Origin of the sequence: Exiguobacterium sp. s142 (assembly GCF_018618455.1) — a bacterium.
Classification (GTDB): Bacteria; Bacillota; Bacilli; order Exiguobacteriales; family Exiguobacteriaceae; genus Exiguobacterium; species Exiguobacterium aurantiacum_A.
Map to the genome: position 1 here is coordinate 148,288 of NZ_JACSMB010000004.1, position 25,181 is coordinate 173,468.

The 25,181-nt window shown below is 53.1% G+C and carries 24 protein-coding genes and 2 riboswitches; of the genes, 6 read left to right on the top strand and 18 right to left on the bottom strand.

The genetic code is table 11. The annotated features are described in order from the left end of the window. Window positions 1–73: 73 nt before the first annotated feature. On the top strand, window positions 74–235 hold the full coding sequence (yhfH, locus tag KNP77_RS05810; RefSeq protein ID WP_016509445.1) for a protein YhfH: 162 nt from the start codon (window positions 74–76) through the stop codon (window positions 233–235). Window positions 236–264: 29 nt separating this feature from the next. Here yhfH and KNP77_RS05815 read toward each other — a convergent pair whose 3' ends face one another. The 3 genes from KNP77_RS05815 to KNP77_RS05825 form a co-directional block, all read right to left on the bottom strand. Further along, window positions 265–612 (bottom strand): fluoride efflux transporter FluC, encoded by a 348-nt coding sequence (locus KNP77_RS05815; RefSeq protein WP_236633519.1) that lies wholly within the window; start codon window positions 610–612, stop codon window positions 265–267. Then, window positions 612–1,016, bottom strand: a complete 405-nt coding sequence (crcB, locus tag KNP77_RS05820) for a fluoride efflux transporter CrcB (RefSeq protein WP_131441166.1) — start codon at window positions 1,014–1,016, stop codon at window positions 612–614. Before crcB ends, KNP77_RS05815 begins: the two co-directional genes overlap by 1 nt. 91 nt (window positions 1,017–1,107) lie before the next feature. Beyond that, window positions 1,108–2,310, bottom strand: a complete 1,203-nt coding sequence (locus KNP77_RS05825) for an ornithine--oxo-acid transaminase (RefSeq protein ID WP_131441167.1) — start codon at window positions 2,308–2,310, stop codon at window positions 1,108–1,110. A 157-nt stretch (window positions 2,311–2,467) separates the two neighbouring features. Between KNP77_RS05825 and KNP77_RS05830 the strand changes: the two genes are divergently transcribed. After that, window positions 2,468–4,510: an EAL domain-containing protein gene (locus KNP77_RS05830; protein WP_131465744.1), complete on the top strand. Its 2,043-nt coding sequence runs from the start codon at window positions 2,468–2,470 to the stop codon at window positions 4,508–4,510. 42 nt (window positions 4,511–4,552) lie between these two features. Here KNP77_RS05830 and KNP77_RS05835 read toward each other — a convergent pair whose 3' ends face one another. Next, entirely contained in the window at window positions 4,553–5,956 is a 1,404-nt protein-coding gene (locus tag KNP77_RS05835) for a basic amino acid/polyamine antiporter (RefSeq protein WP_070328844.1), read from the bottom strand. A gap of 224 nt (window positions 5,957–6,180) precedes the next feature. Here KNP77_RS05835 and KNP77_RS05840 point away from each other — a divergent pair, with 224 nt between their 5' ends. After that, entirely contained in the window at window positions 6,181–7,809 is a 1,629-nt protein-coding gene (locus KNP77_RS05840) for a peptide ABC transporter substrate-binding protein (RefSeq protein ID WP_131465746.1), read from the top strand. Between the two features lie 110 nt (window positions 7,810–7,919). On the opposite strand, the gene KNP77_RS05845 is transcribed toward KNP77_RS05840, so the two are convergent. The 3 genes from KNP77_RS05845 to ade all read right to left on the bottom strand — a co-directional run bounded on the left by KNP77_RS05845 (window position 7,920) and on the right by ade (window position 11,970). After that, window positions 7,920–9,512 (bottom strand): Na+/H+ antiporter NhaC family protein, encoded by a 1,593-nt coding sequence (locus tag KNP77_RS05845; RefSeq protein ID WP_214889176.1) that lies wholly within the window; start codon window positions 9,510–9,512, stop codon window positions 7,920–7,922. Between the two features lie 113 nt (window positions 9,513–9,625). Continuing rightward, a riboswitch (Lysine riboswitch) is annotated at window positions 9,626–9,801 on the bottom strand. Between the two features lie 69 nt (window positions 9,802–9,870). After that, on the bottom strand, window positions 9,871–10,143 hold the full coding sequence (locus tag KNP77_RS05850) for a hypothetical protein (RefSeq protein WP_070328841.1): 273 nt from the start codon (window positions 10,141–10,143) through the stop codon (window positions 9,871–9,873). 117 nt (window positions 10,144–10,260) lie between these two features. After that, complete coding sequence (gene ade / locus KNP77_RS05855; RefSeq protein ID WP_214889179.1) at window positions 10,261–11,970, bottom strand: adenine deaminase; 1,710 nt, start codon at window positions 11,968–11,970, stop codon at window positions 10,261–10,263. A 119-nt stretch (window positions 11,971–12,089) separates the two neighbouring features. Here ade and KNP77_RS05860 point away from each other — a divergent pair, with 119 nt between their 5' ends. Next, window positions 12,090–12,626 (top strand): gamma carbonic anhydrase family protein, encoded by a 537-nt coding sequence (locus KNP77_RS05860; protein ID WP_070328839.1) that lies wholly within the window; start codon window positions 12,090–12,092, stop codon window positions 12,624–12,626. 428 nt (window positions 12,627–13,054) lie between these two features. Here the strand turns inward: KNP77_RS05860 and KNP77_RS05865 are convergent, their stop codons facing one another. Further along, on the bottom strand, window positions 13,055–13,603 hold the full coding sequence (locus KNP77_RS05865; protein ID WP_131465752.1) for a nitroreductase family protein: 549 nt from the start codon (window positions 13,601–13,603) through the stop codon (window positions 13,055–13,057). 186 nt (window positions 13,604–13,789) lie between these two features. Between KNP77_RS05865 and KNP77_RS05870 the strand changes: the two genes are divergently transcribed. Continuing rightward, window positions 13,790–14,404, top strand: coding sequence for a hypothetical protein (locus KNP77_RS05870; protein ID WP_131508230.1), 615 nt, complete (start codon window positions 13,790–13,792; stop codon window positions 14,402–14,404). Window positions 14,405–14,503: 99 nt separating this feature from the next. Here KNP77_RS05870 and lysA read toward each other — a convergent pair whose 3' ends face one another. From lysA to KNP77_RS05920, 10 genes are all read right to left on the bottom strand, one after another. Further along, window positions 14,504–15,796, bottom strand: a complete 1,293-nt coding sequence (lysA, locus tag KNP77_RS05875) for a diaminopimelate decarboxylase (protein WP_251138946.1) — start codon at window positions 15,794–15,796, stop codon at window positions 14,504–14,506. Next, window positions 15,766–16,854: an alanine racemase gene (gene alr, locus KNP77_RS05880; RefSeq protein WP_214889183.1), complete on the bottom strand. Its 1,089-nt coding sequence runs from the start codon at window positions 16,852–16,854 to the stop codon at window positions 15,766–15,768. The genes lysA and alr overlap by 31 nt, the downstream gene beginning before the upstream one ends. Before the next feature lie 13 nt (window positions 16,855–16,867). Further along, window positions 16,868–17,794 (bottom strand): branched-chain amino acid transaminase, encoded by a 927-nt coding sequence (locus tag KNP77_RS05885; RefSeq protein ID WP_131441174.1) that lies wholly within the window; start codon window positions 17,792–17,794, stop codon window positions 16,868–16,870. Between the two features lie 46 nt (window positions 17,795–17,840). Next, entirely contained in the window at window positions 17,841–18,548 is a 708-nt protein-coding gene (gene dapD, locus KNP77_RS05890; RefSeq protein ID WP_070328832.1) for a 2,3,4,5-tetrahydropyridine-2,6-dicarboxylate N-acetyltransferase, read from the bottom strand. Then, window positions 18,526–19,275, bottom strand: a complete 750-nt coding sequence (gene dapB, locus KNP77_RS05895) for a 4-hydroxy-tetrahydrodipicolinate reductase (RefSeq protein ID WP_131456721.1) — start codon at window positions 19,273–19,275, stop codon at window positions 18,526–18,528. The genes dapD and dapB overlap by 23 nt, the downstream gene beginning before the upstream one ends. After that, window positions 19,272–20,153, bottom strand: coding sequence for a 4-hydroxy-tetrahydrodipicolinate synthase (gene dapA, locus KNP77_RS05900; protein WP_214889187.1), 882 nt, complete (start codon window positions 20,151–20,153; stop codon window positions 19,272–19,274). The genes dapB and dapA overlap by 4 nt, the downstream gene beginning before the upstream one ends. 12 nt (window positions 20,154–20,165) lie before the next feature. Continuing rightward, the gene (locus KNP77_RS05905; RefSeq protein ID WP_214889200.1) at window positions 20,166–21,161 is read right to left on the bottom strand and encodes an aspartate-semialdehyde dehydrogenase; all 996 of its coding nucleotides are present in this window, start codon (window positions 21,159–21,161) and stop codon (window positions 20,166–20,168) included. Window positions 21,162–21,173: 12 nt separating this feature from the next. Beyond that, window positions 21,174–22,373 (bottom strand): aspartate kinase, encoded by a 1,200-nt coding sequence (locus KNP77_RS05910; RefSeq protein ID WP_070328972.1) that lies wholly within the window; start codon window positions 22,371–22,373, stop codon window positions 21,174–21,176. A gap of 114 nt (window positions 22,374–22,487) precedes the next feature. Next, window positions 22,488–22,668: riboswitch (Lysine riboswitch) on the bottom strand. Window positions 22,669–22,745: 77 nt separating this feature from the next. Further along, the gene (locus KNP77_RS05915) at window positions 22,746–23,174 is read right to left on the bottom strand and encodes a GNAT family N-acetyltransferase (protein WP_131465760.1); all 429 of its coding nucleotides are present in this window, start codon (window positions 23,172–23,174) and stop codon (window positions 22,746–22,748) included. Continuing rightward, window positions 23,168–24,328, bottom strand: coding sequence for an alanyl-tRNA editing protein (locus KNP77_RS05920; RefSeq protein WP_214889203.1), 1,161 nt, complete (start codon window positions 24,326–24,328; stop codon window positions 23,168–23,170). Before KNP77_RS05920 ends, KNP77_RS05915 begins: the two co-directional genes overlap by 7 nt. 95 nt (window positions 24,329–24,423) lie before the next feature. Between KNP77_RS05920 and KNP77_RS05925 the strand changes: the two genes are divergently transcribed. Continuing rightward, window positions 24,424–25,152, top strand: coding sequence for a GntR family transcriptional regulator (locus KNP77_RS05925; protein WP_131456711.1), 729 nt, complete (start codon window positions 24,424–24,426; stop codon window positions 25,150–25,152). The last annotated feature ends 29 nt before the right edge of the window (window positions 25,153–25,181 follow it).

Sequence of the window (25,181 nt, forward strand, 5' to 3'; positions counted from 1 at the left end):
ACTTAAACACAACTGTTATAATACAATGAATACAACTTAACAAACGCACGCATACTTAAAGGAGGCGCTTTATATGAATGAATGGGCAAGCCGACTCGAATCGTCAGTGGAATTTTATCGGAAATTACCAGATAAGACGTGTCAAGAATGCGGACAACATATGGATGAGCAGTGTGAGTCTTATGAAAACACATGCGCATCATGTGCTGAAAAGCTTCAACTCGCTGAACAATAAACAATCCCTCGGAATTTCCGAGGGATTGTTTATTGTCCAAATTGGTAGCCGAGGTAGGCGGCAATTAAACCAAAGACATACGTCGCCAGTAAGTATAAACCAAAGCGAACCCAATCTTTCGTCACGAACCGCATCACTTCAAGTTTGAACGTCGAGAACGTCGTGAACGAACCGAGGAAGCCGACGCCGATTCCGAATCCCACCACCGAAGGTACAGGGGCCGCATACAAATATCCGAGCCAAAACGATCCGGTCACGTTCACGAACAAAGTCGCCCAAGGAAAGACCGATGTCGTCCATACTTTAACGAGCTGACCAATCCCGAAGCGGGCCATCGCCCCGAAAAAGGCACCGATCATCACTGTCAAAACAGTCATCACGCCTCCCCCTCTCGCTTCACAAAACGCCGGAATCGTCTTCTTCCTAGTTTATAGCCTAACCACGAGCTGAACAGACCGAGGACGATGCTCAGTGTCACATAGGTGAGCGCTCCGACCAGGTTCCCTGACTCGATCATCACAATCGTCTCGACACTGAACGTCGAGAACGTCGTGAACGAACCGATAAACCCTGTACCGACCGCCGTAATGACCATCGGTGAAAACTTTCCGGTCTGAAACAAGTAATGGGTGAGCCAACCGAGTAGAAAACTGCCGATCAAGTTGACGGTGAGCGTCCCTAGCGGAAATGTACCTGTCCACAACGTATGCATCCCTATACCGACCCCATACCTTGCTAGCGCTCCAAGCGCTCCTGCTAAACCAACGTAAACGTAGAGCACGACCGTTCCTCCTTACGAAAAGACACCTGCGCGAAAACATCGCCCGGCAGGTGTCTGCATTTCTTCTCAAATTATAACAAGCCCTCCCGCATTATGAAATAGGAGTCGGTGCGAATACAGCCTCGATTGCCGTGAACGCCTCATCGAGTTCTTCTTTCGTAATGACAAGCGGTGGCGCGAGTCGAATGACCGTCTCGTGCGTCTCCTTGCAGAGCAAGCCCCGCTCTTTAAGCGCCTCACAATAAGGACGAGCCGCTTCCGTCAACTCGATCCCGATGAATAGGCCGCGGCCCCGGACTTCTTTAATGCGTGGGTTGTCGATTGACTTTAAACGGTCCATAAAGTACGTCCCGAGTTCGAGCGAACGCTCCGGAAGCTGTTCTTCTTCAAGCACCTCGAGCGCAGCGATTGATACCGCCGCCGCGAGCGGGTTCCCCCCGAACGTCGACCCGTGCGATCCTGGATTGAACACTTGGAGGACGCTTTCGTTAGCAGCCACGCACGATACCGGGAAGACACCGCCACCGAGTGCTTTTCCGAGGATATACATATCGGGATCGACGCCTTCCCATTCGATTGCGAACCATTTTCCAGAGCGGCCAAGACCTGACTGAATCTCATCTGCGATGAACAACACGTTGTTCGCCTTACACAATTCAGCCGCCCGCTTCAAGTAACCCGCCGGCGGGATGATGATACCCGCTTCCCCTTGAATCGGTTCAACGATGAACGCCGCCGTGTTCTCCGTGATCGCCGCCTCGAACGCGTCGATGTCTCCGTACGGCACGACTTTGAAGCCTGGGAGGAGCGGTCCGAAACCGCGCTGATAGTCCGCTTCTGTCGACATCGACACAGCCGCCATCGTCCGTCCATGGAAGTTGCCGGTGCAGACGATAATCTCGGCTTGCCCCGGAATTTGTTTGACCTCATAGGCCCAGCGTCGTGATGCCTTGACCGCGGTCTCGACCGCTTCGGCACCGGTGTTCATCGGTAACACCATTTCTTTATTTGTAAGCGCTGCCACTTTTTTGTAGAAGCGACCGAGCTGATCGTTGTAGAAAGCACGTGACGTCAACGTGATCTTGTCGGCCTGATCTTTTAACGCTTGAATGATTTTCGGATGACAATGCCCCTGGTTGACAGCCGAATACGCACTCAACATATCCATGTAACGATTTCCTTCCGGGTCCGTCACCCAAATCCCCTTCGCCTCCGAGATGACGATTGGAAGCGGATGATAATTGTGCGCCCCGAATTTCTCTGTCAATTCAATCACTTCTTGTGTTTTTGACATTTGATTTCCCCCTTATGAAAAGAACTACCTTACACCTTCAGTATATGATGACCGTCTTTCTTTTGACAACGACGAACTTGCCCGTTCCTTGGGTTGGGAAAATAAGGTACACTGAACGTATAGTATGACTTATTTGATGTAGATTGGAGGAATTTGTGTGACTTCATTGCGTGATTTGCCGATTGATACGTTCATCGATGCCCTATCGATCCCATGCTGTTACATCGATTTTGACGGCACCGTCCTTCTTTGGAACGAACAAGCGGAGACGCTGTTCGGTTGGGAGCGTGACGAGGTACTTCACCACGCATTACCCGTCGTCCAACATTTAGAGCAGGCGCTTGAAACGTGGTCACCATTGCTCCTTCAATATCCATTCTCGACGACGGCGTTGACGGCGTTTAAACATAAAAACGGCTCGGTCGTCTATGCGACCGCTTACTTACAAACTTTTTCGATCAACGACGTCAACGGCTATTTTTTAGCCTTCCTACCGAAAGGCTTCGGTCCGCTCATCAGCACCGAGCAGTTCAACCTGCTCCACCACTTCCAAGCGATGATCGAGCATTCGACTTATTATTTGGCAGCCAACGCTCGTGGCGAGATCACCGAGATCAACCCGCTGTTGTGCGACTTGATCGGGGCACCTGACCAACAATTCATCGGTCGTAACTGGTTCGAGCTCATTCACCCATCCTTTGAAGATGATCCGATTGCGGGCGTGGTACGTCAAGCGCTCACGACCGATCAAATTTGGAACGGCGAGATGCCGGTTCGATCGCAACGACATGTGACGAACATCTGCTGGCTCAACTTGACGATTGTACCGATTTTAAGTGAAGACGGCGAAATCGCCCAGTACACGGCGTTTGGTTTCGACGTGTCTGATAAAAAACGTCTCGAACAAGAAGTGAACTACCTCGCCTATCACAACGATTTGACCGGGCTGTTAAATAAAAAAGGGCTCTTGCGCCAATATGCGCATTCACTTACTGACGTGAAAGAACATAACGGGTTATTGCACGTCGCCCTCTTCGATATCGATCGGTTCAAAATTATCAACGAGTCGTTCGGTTCACGCGTCGGCAATGAACTGTTGCTCCAAATTAAAGACCGGGCTGAACGCTTCCTGCCCCAGTCGAGTGTCATGTTCCATCCTTCGGGCGGCTTGTACGGTATTCTTTTCTTTGAACAATCAAAAGAAGAAGTGTTCCAGCTGCTTCGTCAACTGCAACACGAACTGCAACGACCGTTCCGGATTTACCACCATTCGATCATGTTATCGATCTCGATCGGTTGCGTGTTCTACCCATCGGCCACTAATTCGTTGGACGAGCTGTACACCCGGGCCGAGAGCGCTTTGTTCAAAGGCAAGCGCATCGGTGTCGGGACGATCCAATTCGTCACGAAAGACATGGACGATGCGTTCTCAAGACAAGTCCATATCGAAAAAGCGCTGTACCAAGCGCTCGAAGAAAAACATTTTTATCTCGAATACCAACCGAAGTTCGACTTGAAAACGGATAAGCTGATTGGATTTGAGGCGTTACTGCGCTGGCATCACGACCAACTCGGGCAAATCCCGCCTTCGGAGTTCATCCCGCTCGCTGAAGAGATGGCGCTGATCGTCCCGATCAACAACTGGGTCATTCTTGAGGCCACCAAGCAACTGAAGGCGTGGCAACCGCTCGTCAATCATCCTCTATCGATGGCGGTCAATATTTCGCCGAACCAGTTCCGCAGCGAGAGTTTCATCAACACGCTCCGAAACATCAAGCAACAACTCGATTTGAACCCGTCCGACGTCATTCTCGAGATCACAGAAAGTCTCGTCATGCAACAGACGGAAGAAACCATCGCTCGGATGAATCAAATCAAACGGCTCGATTACCGCCTGTCGATCGACGACTTTGGAACCGGCTTCTCGTCGCTTCAATACTTGAAATCGTTCCCGGTCGACGAGCTGAAGATCGACAAAGTGTTCCTCGACGACTGGTTGACGTCGAAGTCTCACTTGCTCGACGTCATCGTCCACCTCGGCAAGAGTTTGAACCTTCACGTCGTCGCCGAAGGCGTCGAAGACCAAATCATGCTCGACCATTTAAAAGAGACCGATTGCGACTCGTTCCAAGGATTTTTATATGCCAAACCAATGCCACCCGACCAAGTCGTCCGGTTGCTCACGAATAACGAGACATAAAGAAGCACCGGTCGTCATCTCGACGACCGGTGCTTCTTTTGATTAGAGGCTAATCGCAGCCGTCCATAGTCCGTACACACCATAAGTCGCCGCGAGGATGATGACAGTCGCAATCGCATACTGAATCCCGCTTAGGAACTTCCGTCCTTGCTCCCGTTCTGCGAGCATGAAAACGAAGATTCCCGGCGCATACAAAATCATTGCGATGAGCATGTATTCAATCCCGGATGCGTAGAGTAACCATGCCGCGTAGAGCGAAGCGACACTCGAAACGAGGACCATTTTCCGAACACCAGTCCGCCGTGCCTCTTTCCAGCCGAACAAGGCCGAGAATAAGTAAGGCACGAGCGCGGCGATACCGGCGATGCTCGAGAGCACCAAGTACGTCTGTTCCGAGAACAAGGCGATGACCGTGACTGCTTGCGTGAACGCTTGCGTGATGAACAAGGCGCTCACCGGCGTATCATTTCGATTGAGCCGATTGAACAATTTCGGGAACACACCGTCTCGGCTCGCCACGTAGGAGATCTCCGTCGCCAATATCGTCCACCCGAGCAACGCCCCAGCGAGCGACACGAGCAGACCGATATTGATGATCGTCGCACCGACCGGACCGACGACCGCTTCGAGCACGTACGCCATCGACGGTTCCGGGAGCGCCGTGAGTTGTTCTTGCGTCATGACGCCGAAGGAGAAGATTGAAATCATCATGTAAATCAACAGCGTCCCGATGAGGCCGATCACCGTCGCCCGCCCGACATCGCGCTTATTGCGCGCCCGCGACGATAAGACGACCGCGCCTTCAATGCCGACAAACGCCCAAAGCGTCACGAGCATCGTCGATTTCACTTGGGGAAACACGTGCGACCAACTGAAACCAGACTCGCCCCAAACATCGATTTGGAACGTCTCAATCTGGAACGCAAACAAAATGAGCACGATGAACAAGAAGATCGGGACGAGCTTCGCAATCGTCGTGACGATGTTCAAGAGCGCCGCCTCCTTCATCCCTCGGGAGATGAGCCAGAACAGCCCCCAAATGAAGAACGCGCTCATCACTAACCGGAACGATCGATGCTCTGCTGAAAAAATCGGGAAAAAGTAACTGAGCGTGCTAAAGATCAGCGTGATGTTCGCTACCGTCCCGATCCAAGCGGACATCCAATAACCCCAGCCGCTATTGAAGCCGACGAACTTCCCAAACCCTTCTTTAGCGTAGGCATAAATCCCACCCTCAAGTTCAGGACGTGAATCCGCCAAAAATTGGAATACGAACGCCAGCATAATCATACCGACCCCTGTGATCGTCCAACCGATCATCACTGACCCGACCCCGGCACCTTGGGCCATCGCTCCTGGCAAATTAAAAGCTCCTCCGCCAATCATCGTCCCGACGACCATGGCAGCAAGCCCGAAAAAGCCGATTCCGGCTGATTGTGACTTCATTCAAAACCCTCCAACATTAGTTCACTTTTATCGAATAACTATACACACATAATGTATAAACATTCGACGATTTTCTCATTCTACTGAATAAAGGAACGTTTAGATAGGTATTTCAGTAATGTTTGTATTTTCGAATAATTTAAAAAATTTTATTGCGCATTCATTCTGTTTGTAGTTTAATTGCAATATATTCGAAACAATCAGAATTTTCGGGAGGTAAGACAATGCGGAATAAAAAATGGTTAGCTTTATCGGGTGTCGCTTTGCTTGCTACAGCAGCGTGTGGCGGTGGAGAAGAGGCAACAGATTCGACGGACGGATCGTCATCAAGTGACGCGAAAAAAGAAGTCACGCTCGTTTCGGCAACTGATTTGCCACAGCTTGACCCGACACTCACGACCGACTCGACATCGATCATCGTGACGAACAACGTCTTCGAGGGACTGTATCGTCTTGATGAAAACAACCAACCAGTACCAGGTATTGCTGAGGACGTCGAGATTTCGGAAGACGGTCTTACATACACATTTAAATTACGTGACGCCAACTGGTCAGACGGCTCACCAGTAACGGCTGAAGACTTCGTTTACTCGTGGAAACGTGCCCTCAACCCTGAAACGGGTGCCGAGTACGCATACATCCTTCAAGACTTGAAGAATGCCAACAAAATCCTCGGCGGCGAAGCTGAACTCGATTCACTCGGTGCGAAAGCAGTCGATGAGAAGACGCTTGAAGTTCAATTGGAAGCACCGGCTCCATACTTCCTCGGGTTGACAGGATTCCCGACGTACATGCCGCAAAAACAAGAGTTCGTCGAAGAACAAGGCGAGTCGTTCGCGACAGCCGTCGATAAAACGCTCTACAACGGCCCTTACGTACTTGATAGCTGGCAAGACAACGAAGGTTGGGTTTATAAAAAGAATCCAGATTACTGGGATGCTGAAAACGTCAAGATGGACACGATCAACGTCAAAGTCGTCAAAGAAGTCGCGACCGGTGTCAACTTGTTCGAGTCAGGTGAAGTCGACTATACGCTCTTGTCTTCTGAATTCGTTCCACAATTCCAAGAAGCAGAAGAGTTTAAAACACGTGCTGACGCACGGATCAACTTCCTTCGTTTCAACCAAAAGAATGAAGCACTCCAAAACGTGAATATTCGTGAAGCGTTGGCGAAAGGTTTCGACAAGCAAGGCGTAACTGACGTCATCTTGACAGACGGTTCACAGCCGGCCAACTTCATCGTCGCTAAGGACTTCACGTTCACGGAAGACGGAGCTGACTTCCGCGAGAAGTATCCTGATCTTCAAAGCTACAACGTCGACGAAGCGAAAGCTGCCTGGGATAAAGGACTTGCTGAGCTCGGCGTCGAGACGATCGAACTCGAGTTCCTCTCACGTGATGAAGAAGCGTTCAAGAAAGTCAACGAGTACATCAAAGGTGAACTCGAGAAGAACTTGCCTGGACTCACGCTTAACATCAAACAACAGCCGTTCAAAAACTTCCTCGAGCTTGAAGGTGCAGGCGACTATGATATCTCTGCTGCCGGCTGGGGCCCTGACTATCAGGATCCAATGACGTACCTCGACATGTGGATCACAGACGGTCCGTTCAACCGGATGGCGTACTCGAACGATGAGTACGATCAGTTGATCCAAAGCGCGAAGAAAGAAGCTGATCAAATGAAGCGTTGGGAGACGATGCAAGAAGCTGAACGCATCTTGCTCGAAGACGACTTCGCGATCGCACCGATCTACCAAAAAGGTGAAGCTTACCTCGAGCGCTCAAACATTCAAAACATGTACCGCCATCCGTTCGGAGCTGACGCTAGCTTCAAGTGGTTGGACGTTAACTAAAAAACAAATCCTGTCGCATAGCGGCAGGATTTGTTTTTACATTCCATACAAAAAAGATGTGTGTCACGAATCGCGTGACACACATCTTTTCGGATTGTTAGACGAGCTGTTTACGCTTCACGCTCAGCACGCATCTCTGCCGGCACTTGGCCGCGCTTCGAGATGACTTGAGCGACGACCAGCGCGACGACGAACGTCGCGAACGCCGCGAAGAAGCCAATCCACATCGAGCTTGTGATTCCGAGCACCAAGTAACCGACCGCCGACACTCCTGCCGCGATCAACGCGTACGGGAGTTGTGTCAACACGTGGTCGATGTGGTGCGACCCGGCACCCGTCGAACTGAGGATCGTCGTATCCGAGATCGGTGAACAGTGGTCACCGAACACGGCACCTGCGAGCACAGCGGCAAGCGTCGGGAGCAACAGCTCTGGGTCGACCGCCATGATCAAATCAGCACCAATTGGTAGCATGAGACCGAACGTCCCCCAGCTCGTACCTGTTGAGAACGCCATGAGACCGGCAATCGCGAACAAGATGAGCGGCAAGTATGACGCCGCGATCGTATCTGTGACGAAGCTTGCCAAGTAATCACCAGTTCTCATATCCCCGATGACGGCAATGATCGTCCAAGCGAACAGCAAGATGAGCACGGCTGGCCACATGGCCCGGATACCGGCCCACGCTGCATGGCCGTAGTCCACAGCTGGAATGTTGCGACCAATCAGGAGCAAGAACGCCACGATCAAACTGATGACCGCACCGGCAACGAGTGAACGCGTCACGTCCGTCGATTCGAACGCTCCGAGCAGCGAGAAGCTTTGACCGTCGGCAGCGAGTGCTTGACCACCCGTGTAAAGCATGGCCGAGACGGTCGCGATGATCAAGACGATGATCGGGACGATCAAGTCGCGGACTTTCCCACCATCATGCTCTTTAATGTCTTCACTCATCCCCATCGGCGCACCTTTCGACACGTCGTAGAGCTCGCCTTTAAGCGCACGTAGCTCGTGCGTCCGCATCGGTCCGATGGCAAGCCCTGTGAAAGCGACGTACCCTGTCAACATGAGTGCGAAGATGGCATAAAAGTTCATCGGGATGATTTGAATGAACGCCGAGAACGACGAGTAGCTGTCGATTGAGTACTTCGTTAAAATACCAGCAATGATGGCGATGATGTAGGCACCCCAGCTCGAAAGCGGGCTGATGACACAGACTGGAGCCGCCGTCGAGTCAATCGTATACGCGAGTTTAGCGCGCGATACTTTCTTCCGGTCCGTCAGCGGCCGGCTAATGTTCCCGACAGCGAGACTGTTGAAATAGTCGTCGATGAAAATCAAGATTCCAAGACCGAACGAGACAAGGCGTGCGCCGCGCGCCGTTTTAACGTTAGAAGCCGCCCATTCACCGAACGCGCGAGCGCCGCCCGATGTTTGGATGATCGACGATAAAATACCAAGCAAGAGCAAGAACGCGATCAAGAGCACGTTCCATTCGTTTATGGCCCCATCTGCCCAGAACAAGGCGATGACGTTCGACCATAAGTACTGAATCGATTCAAGCGGGTTGAAGCTATGAAGGAGCAAGACCCCTGCGATGATCCCGACACCGAGTGACGGAATGACTTTCCTAGTTGTGATCGCCATAATGATGGCGAGTAGTGCCGGTACTAACGAAAGTACCGATGTTGAATAATCTACCATGCTGATTTCCTCCTCTTCTGTTTGAGATGAGGCCCCCCAATGCTTAAAAAAACGCAAAGCGAGGGCATCGGCAACAAAGCCGACACCCTCGCTGGATGTTCCGTCTTTCTTAGCCGACTTGGAGCGCTCCATACGTAATATATGTATGGCAGTCTGACGGGTGTTTCCCGTCAGCCCAGCATAAAGTCAGAGACATGACTTTACACTTCGGCGATTCTGCCTTTCTGTAGTCTTCACCGTTGTCATCCTCGGACTACTTACTCATCAGCATCGCACCTCTACCTCATCGATAGCACGAATATTCATTTAAAGTTACGTCTAAATTATCATAGGTTACAGTAACATATCAATAGTTTTTTTAGTCACGGACGATTTGTTTTAATACAGCGAGCGCGGCTTGGTCGTTTGACTCAACGGCTTTAAAGAAATCACTAAAGAAATGATAAAGCACGAACCGTTCGGCATGCGATGACGTATGATCTTTGATCGTCAATAAAATCAAACGGCGCAACCGTCGCTTCGTCTGCGTCTCGCTAGGCAATTCTTCACATCGGTCCTTGAAGGCACGATACACAGAATTGATCAAATCCTCATGTTCATCATACGACCGGTTGTAAGCAACTTGTTCCATCTGTTATATCCCCCCTTTCAATTTGTACCGATGAAACTTGTTGTAACTATATCAACTTAAGCGCACGCATTCAATCGTTTCGGGTTGATCTTTACGAAAATCATACGTTAGACCGAGTCAATTTTCGACAAATGAGAACGTCGTCACATCAAACAGTCCCATGTCCGTCAACTTCAAGTCGGGAATGACGGGAAGTGCCAGGAACGACATCGTCAAATACGGGTTGAAGTGACGGTGAGCCCCGACGACGTCAAGTGCGTCGTTCAGCTGTTCGAGCACGTCTGCGACTTCATGATACGGACGCCTCGTCATGAGCCCCCCAATCTCGAGCGGCAAGACGGCAAGCACTTCCCCTTCCGAGACGGCGACGACACCGCCACCGACCTTCTCGAGCGTCTCTGCAGCCAGTAACATGTCTTCCGGGCTGACACCGGCGATGACAAGGTTATGGCTGTCGTGGGCGACAGTCGCTGCGAGCGCACCACGTTTCAGTCCAAAGCCCGTCACCGGTGCGAGCGCCATATGGCCCGTCCCGTGATGCCGCTCGATGACGGCGAGCGTCACGATGTCCTCGTTAAGATCAGCGCCCGATTCATCCGGATTGAACACGTGGCGGACCCGCTTCGTCAACAGGCTGTTCGGCAACACTTGAATGACGTCGACCGCTTCTTCCTTGATCGGCAAGCGGAACGAGTCAGTTGTCAGGTCCGGGAGTTTGAGCTCACCTTTCATCGGCTTCGGCACTTCAATCCCTTCGGCCTCGAACGTGGCTTTCCCCGCTCGAGCGACTACTTCACCATCGACGTAGACGGTTTCGATGTTAACCGATTCGACGTCTGACAAGATAACAAAGTTCGCTTTCTTGCCCGGCGCGATCGCACCGACGTCTTTCAAGCCGTATGCTTCGGCCGCATGAAGGCTGGCGATGGCGTATGCTGTCTCCGGCTTGACGCCCTGACGGATTGCCATGCGGATGTTATAGTCGATACCACCTTCTGCCACGAGATCATCGAGGTGCTTGTCGTCCGTACAGAACAAGAAGCGGTGGGCGTTACTTTCGGTGATGGCCCGACTCACTTTTTCGACGTTTCGCGCGACCGAACCTTCGCGAATCTGGACGTAAAAGCCACGACGGACCCGCTCGATCGCCTCTTCTGCCGTCGTACATTCGTGGTCGGTCATGATGCCGGCTGTCCGGTACACGTTCAACTGATCAGGATTGAGGCCTGACGCGTGACCATCGACGACTTTTCCCGCGAGTTCCGTTTGTGCGATTTTTTGGAGCATGTCCTCGCTTCCGGCTTCGACCGATGGATAATCCATCACTTCCCCGAGACCGTGCACCCCTGGGTCTCCTAAAAATGGCGCAAGGTCTTCGGCGTACAGTTTGGCGCCCGCGTGTTCGAACGGCGTCGCCGGGACGCAGCTCGGGAGCATCATCCGGACGTCGAGCGGCAACCCGTTCGCATCGGCAAGCATATACTCGATCCCGAGCGCACCGTTGACGTTCGCGATCTCATGTGGGTCGGCGATGACCGTCGTCACACCGAGCGGCAGGACTGCTTTCGCAAACTCATGCGGAGGTACCATCGACGACTCGATGTGAACGTGTGAGTCGATGAATGACGGAGCGAGCGTCCAAGACGGGTCATGATATTCCGTCTCCCCTTCGTAACCTTCCCCGATGGCGACGATATAGCCCGAGTCGATGGCGACATCGGTGCGAATCGTCCCGCGGCTATAGACGTCGATGACCGCTACGTCCTTAAAGACGACCGCCGCTTTCTTTTTCTTGGCGGCAATGTCGATCAAATATTGTTTTTCCATCTGTCTGTCTCCTTTTGCAACGTATTTTACCTATCTTATCAAGAATAATCTTTCGGGCGCAATTTCTTTTTGTAGTTGTGCGACAATGAACGCATATCTAATTGAAAGGGGTTACACATATGCAATACAAATTAGGAGACCTGATCCCACAAGTCGACGAGACGGTATTCGTCGCGCCTGGCGCCCACGTCATCGGTGACGTCACGATCGGAGCCCATTCCGGCGTCTGGTTCAACACCGTCATCCGTGGAGACGAGGGTCCGATCCAGATCGGCGCTTACGTCAATATTCAAGACGGGTCGATGATCCATCAATACGAAGGATCACCGACAATCATCCATGACCGTGTCTCGATCGGTCACATGGCGATGATTCACGGGTGTGAGATCGAGGAAGGCTGTCTCATCGGGATGCATGCGACCGTGCTTGACGGTGCGAAAGTCGGGAAAGGCTCGTTCGTTGCCGCCGGCGCCCTCGTCACACCGAATATGCAAATTCCGGAAGGTGTCATGGTCATGGGCGTACCGGCCAAAGTCGTCCGTCCGCTCAATGACGAAGACCGCTTCATCATGGAACGGACCGTCAACAAGTATGCGAAGCGGGCCGAGCAGTATTTGAACACGTGTGAACCGTTAACACCGACACAAAGTTTGTGAAAGCGTTTACAAGATTCATAAATTGTTAACGATTACCCCGATTTTTCTTCATGTTTCCCTTGTATACTGAGGATGTAGTCAAGCCGACGTGTTGAAAGGGGCCAATTGTATGTATCCAAACCATGCACAACTCATGTTAGACCTGTACGCCTCGTCCATTAACCCGAGCTATTGCCTTCACATCGATGATTCGTTCGATGATACGCTAAAAGGTACACATCGAGAGGTTTGGGAACGGATGCAATCGGATAATGACATAGAAGAAGAAACTCAAACTGGGGGAAAATAATTACCATGATTCCGACGAATGTCATTCAAAACTGGCTTGCTGGCAAGCTCAAAAAATAAACTGAGACGTTTTTAAACGTCTCAGCCTGTTTATACATCCAGCTCGAGTGCGGCCACGCCGTGCTCGAGCTTTTTCATGTTCACTCGAAGATCGTCAAACACGCATCAAGCGACTGCCGCGCCTTCGTCGGCGGAACGTCTTCAAATCGTCCGAGTTGGAGCAGACCGACGAACGTCTCCCCGTCCGCCCCGATCATCTCCTGCAGGCGAGCGTCTTCGAAGATACCGCCCGTCCGCCAGACGAGCCCGATGTTTTGCTCGGCACAGAGCAAATGGAAGTTCTGGATGAACGTCGCCGTCGCGAGCAGTGCATCCTTTTGCCCTTTCTCCGTCTCAAACGGCTTCGTCGTCACGTACACACACGCCGCCGCGTTGCGGATTCGTCCGGTAATCTTCTCTCGCTTGGCCTCAGGACCGTTTTGAAACGCCGGTTCGAGCGCGTCTAACAACACGCCTTTCCCGTCTCCATTGAACAAATAAAGATTCCACGGCTCGACTTTGTTATGAAACGGCGCTTGGTGGGCCGATGTCAGCAACTGATACAGCAATGCCGTATCAAGCGGTTCCTCTACAAACATCCGAATCGTCCGCCGCGACTCGATCAACTGTTGTCCGACTGTCTTCTCCATTAGAAATCACTTCCCCTGATGTAGTCTTTTTCATCATAAGTGAAAACGGTTCTCACGTGTAGCAATTTGACCGAAAAGCATGGGAACTTGGTAGCTCATCGTCCCGTATATAGAAATGACTAGACTGTTCTTTTGATTGAAACTTGCACTCCGTTTGAAGACGATACAAATAAGGAGAGGATCACCGTGACCCCACGTTTCAAATCGTTTCTATTATGTACGCTCTCGTTCGTCATCTTTACAACAGCATGTCAATCCGCGACATCGTCACCTTTGACGATTGACATGAAGAGCGAAGAAGAACAACGCCAAATCGTAGACAACTTCGCGTTCGAAGATTATAAAGCACTGTTTGACGACGTCATCACCGAAGCAAACCAGTTCGACGTTGAGGAACCGCTTCGAAAGTGGGTAATTCGGACATTGTCCCAAGAGAAACTGTATTATGAAACCGACTTGACGGATGAACAAGTCATCACGCTCTCAACGGAAGCGATGAAGCATGACATCGCATGGAAAATGGTCGCAAAAGAGCAGTACAACATTCACGTAACGGAAGAAGAAATTGACCGTTACATTCAACAAGGACCGGACCGGAGTGATTTACCGAGTCATCTCGCCTACGCGAGCGCCCTCGGCTTGTCGCTGCAACAACTAAATCATCAGTTCGATCGAGACCTTTATGAAAAGAATACGATTTGGCTAAAGTTGAAACTTGAGTTGGAAAAGAAGTACCAGACAGACGACAACAACGAGCTCGTTGATCGTTATGAAGCGGAAGTCAACGCACAACTAGATTAACCTGATAGATCGACTCGATAAAGTCGCATCGGTCGTTCATACGAAAAGGGGTTCAGTCGTGTTTATGACTGAACCCCTTTTCTTTATCTACCTACAAAATTATGTCGATTGTCCAATCACTTCACACGCGACCAAGTCTTCGAGTGTCTGTCTGCGGACGACGAGACGATGTGTCCCGTCTTTCACGAACACGACGGCCGGGCGGAGCATTTGGTTATAGTTGCTCGCCATCGAGAAGTTATAGGCGCCTGTCGCTTTGACGAGGAGAAGATCCCCGGCTTCGACCGGCGGGATGAGCGAACGGTTCGAGATGATGTCTCCCGACTCGCAGCATGCCCCGACGATCTTCGCTTCAAGCGTCTTCGCTTCATCCATCCGCGTCGCCGCAATGACGTCATATTCGGCATCATAGAGGGCAGGACGGATGTTGTCTGTCATGCCGCCGTCGACCGAGACGTATGTGCGGACACCGCTCACGTCTTTGACAGTCCCGACTTCATACAGCGTCGCACCGGCGTTGGCGACGAGCCAACGTCCCGGCTCGATGCCAATTTTCGGGAGCGGCAAACCGAATCGCTCCACTTCTGAAACGAGCGTATCCATCACTTGCGTCATCGTAGCGGCAAAGTCGAGCGGGTCGTCCGTCTCGAGATAGGCGACGCCGAAGCCACCGCCGATGTTCAACACATCAGCCGTAAAGCCGGTCTCCCGACGAATCGTCTCGATGAAGTTGACCATCGTCTTGACCGTATTGATGAACAGCGTCGGTTCTTGAATCTGTGACCCGACGTGACAATGGATCCCTTTCAGATGAAGACGTTCCGTCGCGAGTGTTTCCCGAACCGCTTCGAGATACGTGTCGTCATGCGTCGGGAAACCGAACTTCGTATCGACCCCACCCGTCTGGATCGCCTCGTGGGCGCCTCCGACGACTTGCGGGACGATGCGGAGCAAGACGTCGACATCGACATCATACTTTACAGCGAGACCCGAGAGCAGACCGATCTCACGCATGTTGTCGATCGTGAAATGGGTGATGCCGTTCTCGAGCGCGAACGAGATGTCTTGCACCGTCTTATTTGACCCGTGAACGTGAATCCGGTCAGCTGGGACACCGGCATGGAGCGCGACGAACATCTCACCGCGTGAGACGACGTCGATGCTCAAGCCCGCCGTCATGACTTTCTCATACACGGCCGCGATCGACATCGCCTTTGACGCATAGAGCGCGTACGTGTTCGGATACTTATCTAAAAATGCGCTCCGGACGAGCCCGAGCCGAGTTTCAAGTTCTGGCTCGCTCATGATATAGAGCGGTGTCCCGTACGTCGCTTGAAGTTCTTGGACGGATACGCCCTCGATCATACAAACGGATTGGTTGCTGGTGTACATAAAATGCCTCCTTCAAAGCGATGCGGGACACGCCATGAGCGTGCGCATAGTTGTTCCGAGTTGTTGGCGTGCCCGGTCCGGGTCACGTCATCGATCTTCGTCTCATTACCGTACAGCTCGACCCGGTCACCGATTTGAACCGTCTCGTCGACACGGAGGAAGCTGTGGCTCATGAAAATATTGCTGACGAACGGGAACGCCCGTCCATTAATGTGGACCGGCAAATGCCGGCGGGCCCGCATCAAGCCATCGCCATATCCGACTGACAATACGGCAATCCGCTCTTTCGACGGTGCCGTGTAGCCCGTCCCGTAGCCGACGTGTGCGCCGGCCTCGATGTCGTGCACGGCAACGACTTCCGTCTCCCAATGAAACGCCGGGACGAGCCAATCGACCGCCTCGACCGATGAGTAGCCGTAGAGAAAGATTCCGACCCGGACGTGCGTGCAGTGCCCGAGACGCGGATCGGCTTGAAGCGTCGCCGCGCTGTTGGCGGCATGGACGACTTCAAACGAATGCCGTTCGATCAGACGCGTCGACCAGTCGGCAAACCGTTCGACATGGACACTGTGCTCGATTTCGGCGTTATCGGCGTCGGCGAGCGGAAAGTGTGTGCATAAACCGACGAGATTGAGCTTTTCATCTTGGCAGAACGCTAAGATGGCGAGCGCTTCTTCGAACGTCTTCGCACCGAACCGGTTCATGCCGACGTCGAGCTTCAAATGAAGACGGACGCCGTCGAGCTCATGGCGTTGTGAGACGAGCCAATCGTACGAACCGATGGCGACGTCTAAACCGTCGCGATGCACGGCCGACCACTCGTAAACGGGGTTCATGACGAGGACGTTCGCCTCGGGCGCATGCACCCGGACCTCGCTCCCCTCGTCGAGCGTCGTCACCATGAAGTGACGCACCCCCTCTGCGTACAGTGTCGTCACAACTGGCTCCATCCCTAAGTTATAGGCGTTGTTTTTCACGACGGCAAACACCGGTCGGCCGAGTGCCTCGATCCGACGTTTGTTCTCGCGAATCGCGTTTAAGTCAATTGTGACTCCCATACACATTGCTCCTTTATTCTTTGACTGCTTCTTTGACGAACGTAATCCAATCGCGGTGTGCCGGGATTTGTCCCGTCACGGTCTCGCGGTAACGGGCGAGCATAGTCGTTGCGACCGTCTGAACCCCGCCGCCGATCGAGATATTGTCGACTTCGATGACACTCGTCACTTCAGCTGCTGTACCCGTCAAGAAGATCTCATCTGCTACATACAATTCATCACGTCCGATATGGCGCTCAATGACCTCGAACCCTTCTTCACGGGCAAGATCGATGACCGTTTGACGCGTGATGCCGTCGAGGACAGAACAGTCGAGTGACGGTGTGAAAATTTTATTGCCTTTGACGAGGAAGATGTTGGCGACGCTCGCCTCGCTGACGTTTCCGTTCATGTCGAGGGCGATCGCTTCGTCATACCCGTCTCGGACCGCTTCTCCTTTAAGGAGTTGCGAATTCATATAGTTGGCGGCCGCTTTCGCTTGCATCGGCATCATCGTCGAAGAGACGCGGCGGTATGACGCGACTTTCGCCCGGATACCGACCGTCTTGCTGAAATATTCGCCGAGCGGCCAGCATGAGATGGCAACGTGTACTTTCGTTTCCTGCGTCGGCATGAGTGCCTGCCAAGGTGTGCCGAGGAAAACGAATGGACGGATGTAACACGCTTCAAAGCCGTTGCGTTCGATCAATTCGATCGTCGCTTGTTCGAGCTCGTCGACCGTGTACGGTAGTTCGACGTGATAGTAAGCACACGAACGAACGAGTCGCTCCAAGTGTTCACGGAGTCGGAAGATGGCTGGACCTTCCTCTGTGTGATACGCCCGAATTCCTTCGAAGAACCCGCTACCGTAGTGGATCGCGTGCGTCATGATACTCGTGTTCGCGTCACTCGGCTCGATCCAAGCCCCGTCTTTCCACATCCATTGTCCATATTGTTCCATTGTTCAACTCTCCCATTCACTTTTGATATTTTCTGTCTATTATACGTTACAGGGAGCGTAAGTCATCCACTAGTTGTGTTTTTTCTGCTGTTTTTTCATCTTTTTGCTTGATGACACGGGCTGGCGTGCCGGCGACGACACTTCCTGCCGGGACGTCGACTGTGACGACACTGCCTGCTGCGACGACCGCATTCTCGCCGACACGGACACCTTCTAAAATGACCGCGTTTGCACCGATCATGACCCCGTCTTCGATGATGACCGGATCTTTTGAAGGCGGCTCGAGGACACCTGCGACGACTGCGCCAGCGCCAAGGTGGACGTTTTTACCGAGTGTGCCGCGGGCGCCGATGACGGCGTTCATGTCGACCATCGACCCGTCACCGATGACGGCGCCGATATTGATGACCGCCCCCATCATGACGACGACGTTGTTGCCGATTTGAACGTGGTCACGGATGAACGAACCTGGTTCGATGCGGGCGTTCAACTTCGTCGTGTCAAGCATCGGCACGGCGCTGTTGCGGCGGTCGAACTCGAGGTGCGAGTCGGTGATGACTGACGCGTTCGCTTCAAGGAAAGCGGCCGCACGTTCAGCCGTCGTGAGGAATAGTTTCGACTCGTCCGTTCCGAATGCTTTTGCTTCTTCGATTGTTAGACCTGCCAACTGACCGTTGACGTACAATTTGACTGGCGTTTCTTTCTTGGCATCTTTAATGTATTGTGCGATCTCATAAGCGTTTGTGAGTAACATGAGTGGCCTCCTCGTATAGGTTCGTTAAATTGTATAATCCGGCCGGGCGGTCGAGAATTGTCGCCGCCGCGGCGAGTGCCCCGTTCGCGAAGACGCGTTTCGACAGGGCCGTATGTTTTAATTCAAGCATTTCATCGTCTCCGGCGAAGAGCACCGTATGCTCACCGAAGATCGTACCGCCGCGGACCGAGTGCATGCCGAGTTCGTCGGTGCCTCTCGCCTCACGGCGTGACGCACGTTCGTACACCGGCGTCACGTCCCGCTTCGCCTCGATGGCACGGGCGAGCAGTTCAGCCGTCCCGCTCGGCGCGTCGACTTTTTTACGGTGATGCGCTTCGATCACTTCGATATCATAACCAAGCGTGAGCGGCACGAGCTGATCAAGCAACTGCTTCAACAGTGCAATCCCGTAAGACGTGTTATACGACTGGAAGATCGGGATCTGTTTCGATGCGTCCTCGATCTTTGCCAGTTCCGCTTCCGAGAAGCCCGTCGTCGCGATGACGAGCGGGATTTGTTTGTCTTTCCCGAACGCGAGCACATCATCAAGCAGCGCCGGGTTCGAGAAGTCGATGACGACGTCGATCGCGGCGTCAACTTCTTTCAGTGAAACGGGATGATCGCCGCCCGCCGGTGAGACGATGGCCGCGACGTTCAAGTTTTGAGCGAGCGCGACTTCTTCAACGATCTGCCCCATCGCGCCGTATCCGTGAATTAACAAGTTCACTGTCTCACCTCATTAAACTGCTCCATCGCCGACAACAGACGTGCCTCGGCCGTCGCGCTCATCGGAACGAGCGGGAGGCGCGGCGAGCCAAATTCGAAGCCGCGGGCGTTCAACGCCGCCTTGACCGGGATCGGGTTCACTTCGGCGAACAGTTCATCGATGACCGGAAGCAAGCGGATCTGCCATGTGCGGGCCGTCTCTAAATCTCCAGCGAGAAGCGCTTCGGCGAGCGCGACCGTCGCTCCCGGATACACGTTCGAGAGCACCGAGACGACACCTTGGGCGCCCCATGCCATGTACGGCAGGATTTGGTCGTCGTTTCCGCAGTAGACCGGGAAACCTTCCGGCAAGTGGGCCATCATTTGCGCCATCACCGAGATGTCCCCGCTCGCTTCTTTCAACGCAGCGATCTGTGGGTGTTCGGCGAGTTCACCGACCGTTGCCGGATCGAGCGCGACGCCTGTCCGTGACGGGACGTTGTAGAGCATGAGTGGAATCGGTGACGCGTCGGCGATCGCCGTGAAGTGGGCGATCAGCCCCGCTTGGGTCGACTTATTATAGTAAGGCGTGACGACCATCGCCATCTCGGCACCAAGTTCTGCCGCCCGTTTCGTCTTGGTGATACTTAACGCCGTATTGTTCGACCCTGTCCCGGCGATGATGACGGCACGACCGGCGGCGACTTCGATCGCCTTCGTGAGGAGCGTCTCGAACTCTTCGTCCGTGATCGTCATCCCTTCGCCTGTCGTCCCCCCGACGACAAGACCGCTGACGCCTTCTTTGATTTGATCTTCAATCAATGTTTCCCACGCTGTGAGATTTAACTGACCGTCCGTTTGGAACGGTGTAGCGAGTGCTGTAGCGACTCCTGTAAACATATGATTTCCCCCTTATTTCGTAGCGACTTGCCCGATCATGCACTGGGCGATTTGAACGGCGTTCGCCGCCGCCCCTTTGCGAACGTTATCGGCGACACACCAGAGATGGAACGTGTTCGGTTGCGACTCGTCGCGGCGGACGCGACCGACGTACACTTCGTCCGTCCCGTTCGCATCGAGCGGCGTCGGGTAGACGAGTTCGCTCGGGTTGTCCATGAGGACGACGCCTGGCGCGTCACTGAGGACCGCCTTCACTTCCGCGAGCGTCGCTTCACGATCGAGCGTGACCGTGATCGAGACGGCGTGGCTGTTACGGACCGGGACGCGGACACACGTCGCCGTCACACCTAATTCTGGTGCGTTCAAAATTTTGCGTGTCTCGTCGATCATCTTTTGTTCTTCTTTCGTGTAGCCGTTCTCGAGGAAGACATCGATATGCGGCAGCACGTTATCGTAGATCGGATACGGGTAGTTTTGCGGCTCTTCACCGCGGGCGCCCCGTTCGAGGTCTTCGATGCCTTTTTGTCCCGAACCGGAGACGGCTTGGTAAGACGTATAGGCGACGCGTGTCAATCCGTACACTTCTGCGAGCGGTGCGAGGGCGACGACCGATTGGATCGTCGAGCAGTTCGGATTGGCGATGAGCATCTTGTCCGGGCCCAGTTCGACTCGGTTCACTTCTGGTACGACGAGCGGGATTCCTGCTTGCATCCGGAACGCGCTCGAGTTATCGATGACGATGACCCCTTGTTCACTCAGGCGCGGTGCATACTGTTCACTGATGCTACCACCGGCCGAGAACAAGGCGATGTCGATCGCGTCTGCGTAAATCGCGTCCGACAGTTCACGGATGACGATGTCGCGACCGTTCACTTCGAATGTTTTCCCAGCCGAGCGGGCTGACGCATATAGTAATAGTTCGTTGATTGGAAACTCATATTCTGTGAGCACGTCGATCATTTTTTGACCGACGGCGCCTGTCGCACCGATGACGGCAACGTTATACATGGTAACTCCCCCTTATAAATGGAAACGCTCCGCGATGGCCGCGACCGCCGCTTCAACGTCTTGATCGTTAATCGTGTAAGAGATGCTGATCTCTGAAGTTGTGACTTGATAGAACGGGATTCCGCTCTCACGGAACGTGGCGAACAATCCGGCTGCGACACCGGTCGCGTCACGCATGCCGATGCCGACGACCGAGATTTTCGCATGTTCGGTATGACGGTCGATTTTAATTTGCGGGAACGCCTCCGTCAGTTCGGCGAGCGCTTCTTCGAGGAACGCCTCCTCGTCAAGTGGACAAGTGAACGACAGGAACACTTCACCGTCGAACGCTGTCTGACTGATCATGTCGATATTGACGTGACGCTGTGACAACTTCTCGAAAATATCGGCAACCCCTGCCACTGAATGCGGAATATGTTTGATTGAGACGCTGAGCACGTTTTTCACGACGCTCACGCTCGTCACCGCTTTTTGTTCCATCGCCTGTGTCATATCCATGATCCATGTTCCTCCTTCGCTCGATAGCGTCTTCCCTACAAAGATGTTCACATCATATTTTTTGGCCAGCTCGACGCTGCGCATTTCCATCACTTTCGAGCCGAGCGCGCTCATTTCCATCATCTCGTCATACGAGACGGTATCTAGGCGACGTGCCGTTTTATGGATACGCGGATCGGCCGTATAGACACCGGCGACGTCCGTATAAATCTCACAACGTTTACTGAGGACGGCGGCAAGTGCGACGGCTGTCGTATCCGAACCACCGCGTCCGAGCGTCGTCACATCCCCGAACTCGTTGACGCCTTGGAAGCCGGCGACGATGACGACGTCATTCGTTCTGAGCCTTTCTTCCAACACTTCTTTCCGGATCGCTTTGATTTTACTTTTCGTGTGAATGCCCATCGTGTCGATCCCGGCCTGTTGCCCCGTGAGCGAGATGGCGGCGACGCCTCGTGAGTTCAAGGCGATGCTGAGTAGACTGATCGTCTGTTCTTCTCCGACGGCGAGCAAGCGGTCGAGCTCACGAATCATCGGACGCTCTGTAATTTGTTTTGCGAGTGACAGGAGCGAATCGGTCGTTTTCCCCATCGCGGAGACGACGACGACGAGTTTCTCGCCAGCAACGACTCGTGTCTGTAAATATTCAGAAATTGCCTGAATCTGTTCGATTGTGGCAACAGAACTTCCTCCAAATTTTAGTACGGTTGTCATCAGGTTCCCCACTTTCATGATGTCGACCAACAGAAAAAGCGGCAGACCGGTAGGAAGCACTCTCCCTACGGTCTGCCGCTTGTACGCGCAGTTGAAAAACGATTAAAAAATCGTTCCGTAGATAGCGCTCCATGGCATTTCATCCATGGCAGTGTAGGCGTTGTTCACGACTACCCCAGCCTTCGTTCGTACGCATGCGAACGTTGACTTCGGCGAATTTCCCCTTTCGGCTCGATCCGGAATGCGTCCGTTTCAATCAAGCTTACTCATGTCATTCGCAACCTCTATCTGTCAGTTGTTAGTTTTAGTTATAACAAATGCTTCCCGGCTTGCCAACCTTTTTTTAGAAAAAAAGAAACTTTCTAAAAATAATCACCACGACTTCTTCATCATCCGATGCGGGATATCGGCGTCTAAAAACTCGTCACCGAACGTCGTATAGTCGAGCCGTTCATAGAACGGGAGCGCCGTCAGTTGAGCGCCGAGCTTCAACTCATGCAGCCCGCTCTCGCGCGCCACATCCTCGATTTCGAGCATCAGCTTTTTCGCATATCCGTTCCCTCTCGCCGATGCGAGCGTGGCGACCCGTTCGACTTTGCCGACACCGTCTCCGATTGGTCGCAGTCGTGCCGTCGTCACGGGCTCCCCGTCTATCATCCCGACAAAATGGATACAGATTGGATCGAGGTCGTCATATTCGAGCGCCGGGTCAATCCCTTGCTCGCCGATAAAGACAACCTCCCGTACGGAACGGGCTCGTTCGATGAGCGACGTGTCGTTGCCGTGTTCAATCGTCAACATGACACCACTCCTTCCTGTAACCGTTTGACGACTTCTGCCGTGGCCCGTTCTAGGTCGACGATCGATTCGAAGCGGGCTTGGGCTTGTTTATGACTGCCACCGCCCCGACCGATGCCAAGGTCGTCTAACGTCCGTTTTAAAAACTTGCCGATGGCGATGTCATGCGTCCCGTCATGCATGAGCAACAGTTTTTGTCCGGTATGATTGGCACCGACGGCAATCCGTCCGGTCGCCGCAATCCGTTCGACGATCATCGTCGTGAGCGTCTCCGCCTCGGTCTTGCCGATGTGCGTGATGACGTAATTGTCCTCTTGTAAGAATGCTGCGACTTTTGCCTTGGCGACCCGGGCCTCGAGCACCTTCACTTCTTTTTCACGTTCGAGTCGCGCCGTCCGCTCTTCGGCGACACGGGCCGCGACCGTCTCGTTCGTCGTCGACAACGTTTGATGGATCGCCCGTAGCGCGGTGCGCGAAGATTGGATGACCGTTAGTGCCCGCATCCCTGCGACATACGTCAAACGAACGTTCCCCCGCACTTTTTTCATCGAGGTCACTTTAATGATCCCGAGCTGGCCGGTCGTCGACACATGCGTCCCTCCGCAAGCGTTATAATCGAGTCCATCGATTTCGACGATCCGAATCGTGCCGGTGCGATCCGTCGCTTTACGTAACCGGTCATGCTCGACTTCGCCATCCTGTAATTCAAAAATGTGAATCGGTCGGTTGTCGAAGATGATCTGCTGAACGTCACGTTCTAACGTTTCGATTAACTCCCAATCGAACGATTCGGCCGCGATCTCGATCGATGAATCGTCAGCACTGATCCCAAAACTGAGCGTCTCGATACCGTATCGGTCTTCAAGCAAGGCCGTCAGCACGTGTTGCGCCGTATGTTGGATCGAGTGGTCGTGACGTGTCGCTGCGTCGATTTGACCGATCACTACCGTTGCTTCGTCGATTGGATCGTTGACGAGGTGCCACACGGTCGAGTCGTCACGTTGCACATCTAAAACGGCTTGTCCGCCAATCGTCCCTGTATCGGCCGGTTGTCCGCCACCTTCCGCGTAAAAATGTGTTGCTGCAAGCGCGATCCACGTGCCCCGCTCATCTTCCCGCTGCGCTGTCACCGTCGTTTCAAATTGCCATGAGTTCATATTGGTCGCCACCTTTTCTGCATGATATGTTCAGACAACTAGTCTGATTTGGTCTATAATAAGTAACACTTACCCTTAGGTCAGGAGCGATATGTATGTTACAGATTGATAAAAAGTCCCCGCTACCTATTTATTATCAAATCGAAGCTTATTTAAAGCAACAAATAGACGCTGGCGAGCTCCAACCCGGCGAATCGATCCCGTCCGAACGGGAATACTCGGAGCGGTATAACGTCAGCCGGATGACGGTGCGCCAGGCGATCACGAACCTCGTCAACGCTGGTTATTTGAGCCGTCAAAAAGGACGTGGTACGTTCGTCGCCAGTAAAAAAATCACGATGGCGTTGTCCGGTTTGACGAGTTTCTCAGAAGAAATCAAACACCGGGGCATGCGCCCGTTCAGCCGTCTATTGTCATTCGACACGATTCCGGCCTCGAATAAAATCGCACAGAAATTGAATGTCGCAGCCAGTACGCCGGTCTATGAGATGAAGCGTCTCCGACTCGCCGACGAGGACGTGCTCGCTTTAGAGACCGCCTATATCCCGGTCGCCTTATTGCCCGAACTGACCGAGGCAGATGCCGTCGGCTCGATTTATGAGTTCGCCGAACAGTCCGGACTGCGTTTGAAAAACGCGACACAGACGCTCGAAGCCCGAAGCGCCGGACCTGTTGAAGCGAAGCTGTTGACCATCTCCCCGAACGCGCCCGTCCTATTGATCGACCAACGGACGTATCTCGAGAACGGCGACATGTTCGAATACAGTCGTTCTTTGTTCCGCGGCGATGCGTATTCGTTCACTGTCGCGATGGAACGCACCTAAAAAAATGGTTTGCCCCGCTGAGGGCAAAC

What these genes read in the sequence shown, in the direction of transcription:
- yhfH (WP_016509445.1), top strand. Translation starts at nt 74, where the DNA reads ATGAATGAATGGGCAAGCCGACTCGAATCGTCAGTGGAATTTTATCGG.
- KNP77_RS05815 (WP_236633519.1), bottom strand. Translation starts at nt 612, where the DNA reads ATGACTGTTTTGACAGTGATGATCGGTGCCTTTTTCGGGGCGATGGCC.
- KNP77_RS05825 (WP_131441167.1), bottom strand. Translation starts at nt 2,310, where the DNA reads ATGTCAAAAACACAAGAAGTGATTGAATTGACAGAGAAATTCGGGGCG.
- KNP77_RS05835 (WP_070328844.1), bottom strand. Translation starts at nt 5,956, where the DNA reads ATGAAGTCACAATCAGCCGGAATCGGCTTTTTCGGGCTTGCTGCCATG.
- KNP77_RS05840 (WP_131465746.1), top strand. Translation starts at nt 6,181, where the DNA reads ATGCGGAATAAAAAATGGTTAGCTTTATCGGGTGTCGCTTTGCTTGCT.
- KNP77_RS05845 (WP_214889176.1), bottom strand. Translation starts at nt 9,512, where the DNA reads ATGGTAGATTATTCAACATCGGTACTTTCGTTAGTACCGGCACTACTC.
- KNP77_RS05850 (WP_070328841.1), bottom strand. Translation starts at nt 10,143, where the DNA reads ATGGAACAAGTTGCTTACAACCGGTCGTATGATGAACATGAGGATTTG.
- ade (WP_214889179.1), bottom strand. Translation starts at nt 11,970, where the DNA reads ATGGAAAAACAATATTTGATCGACATTGCCGCCAAGAAAAAGAAAGCG.
- KNP77_RS05860 (WP_070328839.1), top strand. Translation starts at nt 12,090, where the DNA reads ATGCAATACAAATTAGGAGACCTGATCCCACAAGTCGACGAGACGGTA.
- KNP77_RS05865 (WP_131465752.1), bottom strand. Translation starts at nt 13,603, where the DNA reads ATGGAGAAGACAGTCGGACAACAGTTGATCGAGTCGCGGCGGACGATT.
- lysA (WP_251138946.1), bottom strand. Translation starts at nt 15,796, where the DNA reads ATGTACACCAGCAACCAATCCGTTTGTATGATCGAGGGCGTATCCGTC.
- alr (WP_214889183.1), bottom strand. Translation starts at nt 16,854, where the DNA reads ATGGGAGTCACAATTGACTTAAACGCGATTCGCGAGAACAAACGTCGG.
- KNP77_RS05885 (WP_131441174.1), bottom strand. Translation starts at nt 17,794, where the DNA reads ATGGAACAATATGGACAATGGATGTGGAAAGACGGGGCTTGGATCGAG.
- dapD (WP_070328832.1), bottom strand. Translation starts at nt 18,548, where the DNA reads ATGTTACTCACAAACGCTTATGAGATCGCACAATACATTAAAGATGCC.
- dapA (WP_214889187.1), bottom strand. Translation starts at nt 20,153, where the DNA reads ATGTTTACAGGAGTCGCTACAGCACTCGCTACACCGTTCCAAACGGAC.
- KNP77_RS05905 (WP_214889200.1), bottom strand. Translation starts at nt 21,161, where the DNA reads ATGTATAACGTTGCCGTCATCGGTGCGACAGGCGCCGTCGGTCAAAAA.
- KNP77_RS05910 (WP_070328972.1), bottom strand. Translation starts at nt 22,373, where the DNA reads ATGACAACCGTACTAAAATTTGGAGGAAGTTCTGTTGCCACAATCGAA.
- KNP77_RS05915 (WP_131465760.1), bottom strand. Translation starts at nt 23,174, where the DNA reads ATGTTGACGATTGAACACGGCAACGACACGTCGCTCATCGAACGAGCC.
- KNP77_RS05920 (WP_214889203.1), bottom strand. Translation starts at nt 24,328, where the DNA reads ATGAACTCATGGCAATTTGAAACGACGGTGACAGCGCAGCGGGAAGAT.
- KNP77_RS05925 (WP_131456711.1), top strand. Translation starts at nt 24,424, where the DNA reads ATGTTACAGATTGATAAAAAGTCCCCGCTACCTATTTATTATCAAATC.